We start from the raw sequence: 8590 nt of genomic DNA on the forward strand, positions 1-8590 counted from the left end.
GCCCGGCGCCCCCACCGAACTTGCGCCCGGTCTCGGCGGAGCGGAGACACCCATGCGCCTCTTGAGCCTCGACCTCGAACGCTACGGACCCTTCACCGGGCGGCGGGTCGAATTCCGTGCGGACGCGCGCCTGCACGTCGTGCTCGGGCCGAACGAAGCCGGAAAATCCTCGGCGCTCGCCGCGGTGACGGACCTGCTGTTCGGCATCGAGACGCGCACGGCCTACGCCTTCCTCCACGAGATGCCGCAATTGCGGATCGGCGCCGAGATCGGCAGCGCCGACGGCGGCCGGCTGGCGTTCCGACGCCGCAAGGGCAACCGCAACACCCTGGTCGACGCCGACGACGCCGCCCTGCCGGAGGCGGCGCTCGCCCCCTTCCTCGGGGGCCTGACCCGCGAGGTGTTCTGCCGCGCCTTCGGCCTCGACGCGAACAGCCTGCGCGAGGGGGCCAGGGAGATGCTGCTGGCCGAAGGCGAGCTCGGCGCCAGCCTGTTCGCGGCGGCCTCGGGCCTGCGCGGCTACAGCGACCTGCAGAAGAGCCTGGAGGCCGAGTCCGACCGGATCTACGGACCGCGCAAGCGCCAGGACCGCAGCTTCTACCAGGCGTTCGACCGCTACGACGAAGCCCGCAAGGCGATCCGCGAGACGGGGTTGCGCGCCGGCGACTGGCGCGAGCTCAACGAGGGCATCGCCGCGGCCGGGGCGTCGCTGGACGCGATCAAGGCCGAGCGCATGCGGATCGCCGCCGAGCAGGCGCGGCTCGCGCGGCTCAGGCGCGTCGGCCCGCTGATCGCCGAGATCGACGCGCTCGCGGCGCGGGACGGCGCCGAACCCGATCTGGTCGAGGTCCCCGACGCCTGGGTCGAGCGCCTGGGCGAAGCCTGCGCGGCGCTCCGCGGCCGTCAGGCGGAGGCCGTGCGCATCGATGCGGCCGCGGACGCGGCGCGGGCGGCCTTCGCGGCGGTGGCGGTCGACGCCGGGCTCGTCGGGCGCGCCGAGGAGATCCTGGAAGGTTTTCGCGGGATCGACCGCTTCGACAAGAACGGGGCCGACCTGCCGCGCATCCAGGGCGAGGCCGACCAGTTCGACGCCGAACTCGCCCGGCTCGCCGTCCGGGTCGGCCTCCCCGACGTGGAGGCGCTGACGCGGCGCCAACCCTCGGACGCCGAGCGCGCCCGGGTCGAGGCGCTGATCCGCGACGGGCAGGAGGACGCCGCCGCCATCGCCCGCCTGGAGCGCGACCTCGGCGCGGCCCGCGCCGAGCACGAGGGCCTGCTGCGCGACGTGGCCGAGGGCGGCACCCCCGTCGACCCGGCTCCGTTCCGCGAGGCGTTGCGGCCGCTGGTGGCGATCCGCACCGCGATCGTCGAGCGCGACGCCCTCGACGCCACCGTGCGGCGCGCCGAGCAGGTGCTGCGCGGCCAGGCGGCCCGCCTGTCGCCGCCGGTCGCCGACGTCGCGGCCCTGGCCGACGCGCCCCTGCCGACGGTCGAGACGGTCGCCCGCTTCCGAGCCCTGCTCGACGGCAAGGAGCGCGAGCGCGCGCTGGCCGTGGAACGCCGCGACGCCGCGAGGCGCCAGGTCGCGGCACGCCAAGCACGCCTGCGCGAACGCGAGGCCGGACGGCCGATCGCGACCCGCGCCGACCTGTCGGCGCTCCGGGCCGAGCGCGACGCGGCCTTCGCGCCCCTCCGCGAAGCGCTGAGCGACGGCGTTCGGCGCCCGCCGGGCGAGGTCGCAGCCTACGAGCGCCTGGCCCAGGCCGCCGACCGTCTCGCCGACGAGCTCGCCGCCGACGCCGCCCGCGTCGCCGAGCACGCCGCCGACGGCCAGCGCCTCGACGCCGAGATGGCCGAGTCCGCGGCTGCGGACGAGATCCTGGCCGAGATCGAAGCCGAGGCCGCCGAGGGCTTGGCCGCCTGGGCCGACCTCTGGCGCCCGGCCGGCATCGCCGCCGCGACGCCAGCGGAGATGACGACCTGGCTCGGGGAAGCCGAAACCCTGATCGAGGCCAAGGGCGCCCTCGACGAGCGGCGCATCGACCGGGCGCTGCGCACAGAGCGCATCGAGGCTTCGCGGGCGCCGCTGCTGGACCTGGCCGCCCGCGCCGAGCTGGCGGACCTCGCCGGCCTCGACGTGGGGCTGATCCTCGCCCGCATCGAGGAGCGCGTCGCAGGCATCGCGTCCCGCTGGGAGGCGACCCGCGAGGCGAACGCGCGGATCGGCGCCGCCGCGGTCGGGATCGCGCGGTTCACGGCGAGCCTATCCGACGCCAGGACGAAGCAGGCCGCCTGGCGCAGCGCCTGGGCCGAGGCGGTCGGCGCGATCGGGCTCGACGGCGAGGCCGGGACCGAGATGGCGACCCGCGCGCTCGCCGCCTGGCAGGCGGTGCCGAACGTGCTCGCCGAGCGCGAGAACCGCCGCGCGCGGGTCGCCGGCATCGGCCGCGACATGGAGGCCTACCGGGCCGCGGTGACGCCGCTGATCGCGGAGCTGGCGCCCGACCTCGCCCACATCCAGCCGAGCGCCGCCATCCGCAGCCTGCAGAAGCGGCTGCAGGAGGCGCAGGCGAGCGAGACCCGCCGCCGCGAGCTCGCCAAGCGGCGCGACGAGGCGGAACGGGAGGCCGGGGCGGCGATGCGCGCGCGCGACGACGCGCTCGCATTGCTCGCGCGGCTTCTCGCCGACACGGTTCCCGACCTCTCGGCCGAAGCGCAGGACGTGGTCGAGGCCCTGCACGGGCGCCTCGTCGCCCGGCGCGCGTTGCGGGCCGAGGCGCAGGCGCGCCGCGCCGAGCTGGCCCGCGCCGCCGACGGCATCCCCGAGGAGACGCTGCGCGCGGATCTCGCCGCCATCGATCCGGACGCGATCGAGGCGGGGCTGCGCCGTCTGGCGATGGAGGACGAGGACCTCGACCAGCGCGGCAAGACGGCCTTCGCCGAGCGCGACCGGAACGAGCGTCGGCGGGAGGCCCTGGAGGGCGGCACCGGCGCCGAGCTGGCGCTGGCGCAGAAGAAGGCCGCCGAGGCCGAGCTACAGGGCAGCGCCCGGCAATGGGCGGTCCTGAAGCTCGCGAGCCTGATGCTCGGCACCGCGATCGCCCGCCAGCGGACCGGGCAGCAGGACCCGCTGCTGGCCCGCGCCGGCGGGATCATGGCGGCGCTCACCGGAGGCGCGTTCTCCGGCCTCGCGCAGGATTACGACGAGGCCGACAAGGCGCTGATCGTGGCGCGCCGCGCGGGCGGCGAGACGATCCACGTCCAGGGTCTCAGCGAGGGCACCCGCGACCAGCTCTACCTCGCCCTGCGCCTGGCCTACCTGGAGGATTACGCGGGCAAGGCAGAGCCGGCGCCGTTCATCGGCGACGACCTGTTCTCGACCTTCGACGACGCGCGCACCGGGCACGGCCTCGAAGCGCTGGCAGCGATCGGCGGCACGGTGCAGCCGATCCTGTTCACCCACCACCGGCACGTGGCCGACCTGGCGCAGGCACGCCTCGGCTCGGCCGTGGACATCATTCCGCTGTAGGGCGCCCGTAGCGCGCCTCGAGGTGGGCGAGGTAGGCCTCCGTCCCGAGCGGAGAGCCGGTCGCCCGCTCGAGCAGCGTGTCGGTGGGGAGCCGGCTGCCGTGTTCGTGGACGTGCGTGCGCAGCCAGCCCCGCAGCGGCGCGAAGTCGCCCGTGGCGAGGCCCGGCAAGATTCCCGGCTCGGCGCGCTTGGCCGCGGCGAAGAGCTGGGCGGCGGCCATCGCCCCGAGGGTGTAGGTCGGGAAGTAGCCCCAGGCGCCGCTCGGCCAGTGGATGTCCTGCAGGCAGCCGAGGCGGTCGTTCGGAACGGTGAGGCCGAGCAGGCGGCGCATGCCGTCGTTAAACGCGCCCGGCAGGTCGGCCAGTGCGAGGTCGCCGGCGATCAGCGCGGATTCGAGGTCGTAGCGCAGCAGGATGTGGGCCGGATAGGTCGCCTCGTCGGCATCCACCCGGATGAAGCCGGGCTCGACCCGCGTGTGCAGGCGGTGGAGGTTCTCGGCCGTGAAGGCGGCGCCGTCGCGGCCGAACTCCGCCCGCACCAGGGGCGCCAGGAACGCGAAGAATTCGCGGCTGCGGCAGGCCTGCATCTCGACGATCAGCGATTGGCTCTCGTGCAGGCTCATGCCGCGCGCCTTGCCGACGGGCTGGTTGCGCCATGCGGCCGGGCGGCCCTGCTCGTAGAGCGCATGGCCGGTCTCGTGCAGCACGCCCATCAACGCCCGCCCGAAGTCGGCCTCGTCGTAACGGGTGGTGATCCGCACGTCGTCCGTGGCGCCGCCGCAGAACGGATGCAGGCTGATGTCGAGGCGCCCGCGGGTGAAGTCGAACCCGAGCGCCCGCATCAGCGCCAGCCCGATCCGCTTCTGCGCGTCCACCGGGAACGGGCCGTCCAGCGGCAGCGGCGCGGGCTCGCCCGCCTGCCGCTCCCGGGCCGCCGCCACCAGCCCGGGCAGCCGGGTGCGCAGCTCGGCGAAGAGCGGGTCGATGGTCGCGCGGCGCATGCCGGGATCGTACTCGTCGAGCAGCGCGTCGTAGGTCCCGAGCCCGAGCGCCGCCCCCTTGATCGCCCCGATCTCGCGCTGGAGCCGCAGCACCTCGGAGAGATGCGGCAGCAGCAGGCCGAAATCCGACTGCGCGCGGGCCTCGCGCCAGACCATCTCGGCCTTCGAGGTCGCGCGCGAACTCGCCTCGACGAGGTCGCCCGGCACCGAGGCGGCGTGGGCGTGGACGCGGCGCATCTCGGCGAGGTTTTCCGCCTGCCACGGATCGAGCCCCTGCTCGCCGGCGGCGGAGAGCGCGTCGGCGGTCTCGGGTGCGGTCAGGATCTCGTGGGCGAGGCCGCGCAAGGTCGCGAGCTGGTCGGCGCGGCCGTCGGCGGCGCCGTCCGGCATCAACGTCTGGGAATCCCAGCCGAGGATGCCGGCGGCGTCACCGATCGCGTCGAGGCGGGCGAAGCGGCGTTCGAGACCGGAATAGGCGTTCACGATGCGCGAGCCTCTGCGTTGGCGCGCCGGCCTCGCGAGCGGCCGGCTGGGATGGCGGCCTTCGTCATAGGCGCCGGGCGCCACCGGGAACACCCCGCCTAGAGATCGGAGATCGGCGCGAGCCCGCGCCTTTCGCAGGGAGCGCCCCATATCGTCGCGACGCGCCGAGGGCGCCGTGGGACCGGAGCAGAGTGGTGGATCGCCGTGCCTTCGTCGCCGCAGCCCTGGCCTCCACCGCCCTCGTCGGAGGCCCCGTCGCCCACGCCGCGACCGAACCCAGGTCCGTCGCGAAGGACGGGCCGGTGCGGATCGCCATGCTGCTCTATCCGGGCATGACCGCGCTCGACGTGGTCGGCCCGCAGGAGATCCTTTCAGGCCTCGCGCCCGGCAGCCTGGATCTCGTGGCGCGGGCCGCCGGTCCCGTCGCGAGCGATACCGGGCTCGCCCTCGTCGCCACCGCGGATTTCGAGACCTGCCCGCGCGACCTCGACGTGCTGTTCGTGCCCGGGGGCGACGGCACGCCCGACCAGATGCGCGACTTGGCGACCCTCGCCTTCCTGCGCGACCGCGCCGGGCGCGCCGCCTGGGTCACCAGCGTCTGCACCGGCTCGCTGATCCTGGGCGCGGCGGGCTTGCTCGCCGGATACCGCGCGACCTCGCACTGGTGCGTGCGCGACGCCGTCCTACCCCTGCTCGGCGCCGTGCCGGTGGACGAACGGGTGGTGTTCGATCGGAACCGCGTCACCGCGGCCGGCATCTCGGCCGGGCTCGATTTCGCCCTCGCGCTGGCGGCGAGGCTGCGCGGCGCGGACTACGCCCGCACCAGCCAGCTCGTGGCGGAATACGCGCCGCGCCCGCCCTTCGACGCCGGCAGCCCGGCCGCGGCCGGGCCGGCGATCACCCAAGCGGCGGACGCGATCCTCGCCCCCCTCGTCGCGGGCGCGCTGGCGGCGGCCCGCGACCGGTCACGCACGCCTCCGTGAACGTGCGGCCCGGAACGGGGGCGGCGGGGGCGCATTCTCGCCAACGAAGCGGTCGCGCACCCGACCACCTGGAACCGCTCCGCGAGAAGCCCCCATGACGCTCGGAATGCTCGTTTCGGCCGCGATCGCGGCGCTCGGCCTGCTGGTGGCGATGGGCCTGATCGGGCACCCGGTCGACGGACAGCTGCTCACGAATTACGGCTGGAGCGGCGTGATCATCGGCGTCGCGCTGTTCGGCTTCTTCGCCTACCTTCAGCGTCGGCGGCCGCGCGCGAGCGCGTGAACCGGATGCCGTCAGGCGATGCGGATCAGCGGCTCGCGACGGATCGCGGGCGTCGCGCCAACCTCGACGCGCTGGCGCTCGCGGGCGATGTAGGCCGTCGGCATCACAGCCTGCATGTCCGCCTCGACCGAAAGCAGGGTCGTGTCCGAATGGCACGGGTGCAGGTGGATGATCGCCAGCGCCTTCACGCCGGCGGCCTGGGCGAGCTCCACGCCCTTCTGCCAGGTCGAGTGACCCCAGCCGCGGCAGGTCGGGTATTCGCCGTCGGTGAACATCCCGTCGTAGACCATCAGGTCGGCGCCCTCGACGAAGCGCATCAGCGCGGCGTCCGGCCACGGGTCGGTGTGCTCGATGTCGCTGATGATGCAGAGCCGCTTGCCACCATGCTCGAAGCGATAGCCGACCGAGCCCTGGGGATGGTTGAGCAGGATCGTGTCGACGGTCGCACCGTCGGCGAAGGTCAGCGTCTCGCCCGCGCGGAAGCCGTGATGCTTCAGCGTGCACGGGAGGATGTCGAGGGTCACCGGGAAGAGCGGCGGCGAGAACAGGCGGCCGAGCGCGTCCTCGGCCGACTGCCCGTCGAGGTTGCCGCACCAGGTGTTGATCGTGCGCTCGGCGTCGAACACCGCGGGCTTGAAGAACGGCAGGCCGCCGGTGTGATCGAGATGCAGGTGGCTGAAGAGGAGGTCGACCTCCTTCGGCAGGTCCTGGCGGTTGTGCTGGCCGCAATTATAGAGGCCCGAGCCCGCGTCGACGACGAACAGTCGCTCGCCGCAGCGCACCTCGAGGCACGGGGTGTTGCCGCCGAACTCGACGTATTCCGGGCCGCAGACCGGCGTCGAACCACGCACGCCCCAGAAGCGCAGCGTGAGACCGCCGTCCGTTACAGGACTTCTCGACATCGTCATCACGGGTCGTTTTCGTTCGGATGGTCCGATCGACTTCGATCTGGAACCGTTCTCCGCTCCGGCGTCAATGCGACCGAGGCGGTGGGCGGACGGTGGTTTCCTCATCGCCGCTCTCTGACAGAGTTTGAGATGGGTGGGCCCCGCAGGCTGCGATGTGCGAGCCCGCACATGGGATAAGTCCCATCCACGCCTCGCGTTTCGGATTTCACGGCCGGTCGGCGAGCGCGAGCGGTCCGGTCGCCCTGCGGCCGAGCCCCGCCGGATCGACCGCCCAGCCGGCCCGGACGAAGCGCGGGATCCGGTCCTCGAAGCGGGCGTCGAGGCCGCCGAAGGGATCGGGCCCGCGCTCGAAGGACGGGACGAAGCCGGCCATGCGGGTCGGCGACAGGGCCGAGCTTGGCGCGGCCCAGGCGGCCCAGGTCGCCTCCGGCACCGGCGGGGCGCGGCGCCTCGCCGGGATGACCACCGTCTCCAGCCCGGCATAGGCCAGCGCCTCGGGCCGGCTGACCTCGCCGAGCGAGGTGCCCTTGGCGGCGAGCGCCGCCCAGAAGGCGTGCTGGCCGCCGTCGGAATAGGTGGTGCGCATCGCCGCCGCCCCGTCCTCGACGAGGGCGGCGATCCGCGCCTCCTCCGCGGCGCGCCGGGTGGCGACGGCGGCTTCCTTGCCTGAGTCCTTCGAGGGCGCGAAGGCGTAGCGCCCGCCCACGACGGAAACCTGAAGTTCCTCCCCCGTGGCCTCGAACCGGTCGGCGCCCGCCTTCAGCTCGCGCCAGAACGCGATGTTCGGGTCGGTGCGGTAGCGCGCCATGTTCTCGGCGGTCATCCGGAACGGGTAGGACTGGAACTGGAACGCAGACTGCCCGCCCTTCAGCGCGTCGCGGGCGATCGCGTAGATCTCGCCCACGGTGTTGTCCATCATCGCGAAGCAGCCCATCGACGAGCATACGCCGTGGACCATCACCGCCGAGCCGGTGCCGCCATGCGCCCGGTCGTAGGCGTTCGGGTAGCCGACGTCGAAGGACAGGTAGTAGTGCGAGTTCGGGTTCATCTGCCGCTGCGGCACGCTGTAGAACCCCTCCGGCGTCTGCCGGTCGCCACTCTTGCGCTTCGGCCCGAGCTGGCCCGACCAACGGCAGATCGGGAACGTCTTGACGTAGACGAAGCGCCCGCCGGCCCCCTTCTTCCACACCTCGATCTCGGATTCCTTCTTGTAGGCCCGGAACAGCACCGGAGCCTGCGGGCTCGTGCCCTTGGCCGCCATCAGCGCGAGGGTGGCGCCCGGGATCGGCGCCTCGGCCTTGGCGTTCTGCGCCGACGCCTGACCCGCGACCAACAGGGCGAGCACGACGGAAAACCCCGACGCGACGAGACCTCTCAGGGGGCGGGCTGGACGCATCGCGGGGC

6 protein-coding genes are annotated in these 8590 nt (G+C 73.8%); 3 read left to right on the forward strand and 3 right to left on the reverse strand.

The window, feature by feature from the left end; translation table 11 throughout:
• Positions 1 to 52 precede the first annotated feature (52 nt).
• Entirely contained in the window at positions 53 to 3529 is a 3477-nt protein-coding gene (locus FV226_RS20515) for a YhaN family protein (RefSeq protein WP_147764338.1), read from the forward strand.
• Here the strand turns inward: FV226_RS20515 and FV226_RS20520 are convergent.
• Positions 3516 to 5012 carry a carboxypeptidase M32 gene (locus FV226_RS20520; protein WP_147764339.1) on the reverse strand — a complete coding sequence of 499 codons (1497 nt, stop codon included), beginning with the start codon at positions 5010 to 5012 and terminating at the stop codon, positions 3516 to 3518. The genes FV226_RS20515 and FV226_RS20520 overlap by 14 nt on opposite strands.
• Positions 5013 to 5326: 314 nt before the next feature.
• On the opposite strand from FV226_RS20520, the gene FV226_RS20525 reads away from it, so the two are divergent.
• Together FV226_RS20525 and FV226_RS20530 are read left to right on the forward strand one after the other, a co-directional pair.
• Positions 5327 to 5995 (forward strand): DJ-1/PfpI family protein, encoded by a 669-nt coding sequence (locus FV226_RS20525; RefSeq protein WP_147764343.1) that lies wholly within the window; start codon positions 5327 to 5329, stop codon positions 5993 to 5995.
• 94 nt (positions 5996 to 6089) lie between these two features.
• Positions 6090 to 6278, forward strand: coding sequence for a hypothetical protein (locus tag FV226_RS20530; RefSeq protein WP_147764340.1), 189 nt, complete (start codon positions 6090 to 6092; stop codon positions 6276 to 6278).
• An 11-nt stretch (positions 6279 to 6289) separates the two neighbouring features.
• Here FV226_RS20530 and FV226_RS20535 read toward each other — a convergent pair whose 3' ends face one another.
• Entirely contained in the window at positions 6290 to 7186 is an 897-nt protein-coding gene (locus FV226_RS20535) for an MBL fold metallo-hydrolase (protein WP_147754333.1), read from the reverse strand.
• Positions 7187 to 7391: 205 nt separating this feature from the next.
• Positions 7392 to 8582 (reverse strand): murein L,D-transpeptidase family protein, encoded by a 1191-nt coding sequence (locus FV226_RS20540; RefSeq protein ID WP_238273062.1) that lies wholly within the window; start codon positions 8580 to 8582, stop codon positions 7392 to 7394.
• Between the last annotated feature and the right edge of the window lie 8 nt (positions 8583 to 8590).

The sequence above is a fragment of the Methylobacterium sp. WL12 genome (genome assembly GCF_008039475.1).
In the GTDB taxonomy this organism is placed as follows: Bacteria; Pseudomonadota; Alphaproteobacteria; order Rhizobiales; family Beijerinckiaceae; genus Methylobacterium; species Methylobacterium cerastii.